The sequence below is a fragment of the Streptomyces sp. NPDC052036 genome, from assembly GCF_040680495.1.
GTDB lineage: Bacteria > Actinomycetota > Actinomycetes > Streptomycetales > Streptomycetaceae > Streptomyces.
Genome location: NZ_JBFAWW010000141.1, coordinates 1 through 1011, shown reverse-complemented (window position 1 = coordinate 1011; position 1011 = coordinate 1). Strand labels below are relative to the sequence as shown.

General features: G+C 66.7%; 1 protein-coding gene. It reads right to left on the bottom strand.

Going from position 1 to position 1011, the window contains the following annotated elements; genetic code table 11:
• Positions 1 to 1011: acyltransferase domain-containing protein (locus tag AB0L95_RS42270; RefSeq protein ID WP_365172015.1), on the bottom strand; the 1011-nt coding region annotated here is incomplete at both ends.

Here is a 1011-nt window from a genome sequence, read left to right as displayed (position 1 = left end):
CGTCCCCAGCACCACCGCAGACGCGTCCGCTGCCTCGACGCTCTCCTCCACCGACCCCGTCAACACCGGATGCGCACTGACCTCGACGAACACATCGAAACCATCCGCGAGCAACGCCCGCGCAGCACCCTCAAAATCCACCGTCTGCCGCAGATTCGTATACCAGTACTCCCCACCCAGAACCGCACCGTCCACCACACCACCGGTCACCGCCGAATAGAACGGCACCCCACCCGACCGCGGACACACCGACTCCAACAGCCCGAGCAACTCCTCCCGGACCTCCTCCACATGCACCGAATGCGACGCATAATCCACCGGGATCCGCCGCACCCGCACCCCCTCAGCCTCACACGAGGCCACAAACCCCTCCAACGCCCCCACATCACCCGAAACCACCGTCGACAACGGCCCATTGACCGCCGCCACCGACAACCCCCCACCCAACCGGCCCCGCACCTCCTCCGCCGCAAGCGCCACCGACACCATCCCGCCACGCCCCGCCAACACACCCAACACCCGACTACGCAACGCCACCACCCGCGCCGCATCCTCCAACGACAACGCACCCGCCACACACGCCGCCGCAATCTCACCCTGCGAATGCCCCACCACAGCCGCCGGCTCAACCCCCACCGACCGCCACAACGCCGCCAACGACACCATCACCGCAAACAACACCGGCTGAACCACATCCACCCGCTCAAACCCCGGCGACCCCACCTCACCCCGCACCACCCCCGACAACGACCAATCCACAAACGGCGACAAAGCCCGCTCACACTCCACCATCCGCTCACGGAACACCGACGACGACTCCCACAACCCCGCCGCCATCCCCCGCCACTGCGAACCCTGACCCGGAAACACAAACACCACACGCCGACCACCAACACCCACACCACTCACCACACCCGACGCCACACCACCCGACGCCACAACCCCCAAACCACCCAACAACTCACCACGACCACCCGCCACCACCACAGCCCGATGCTCGAACACCGAACG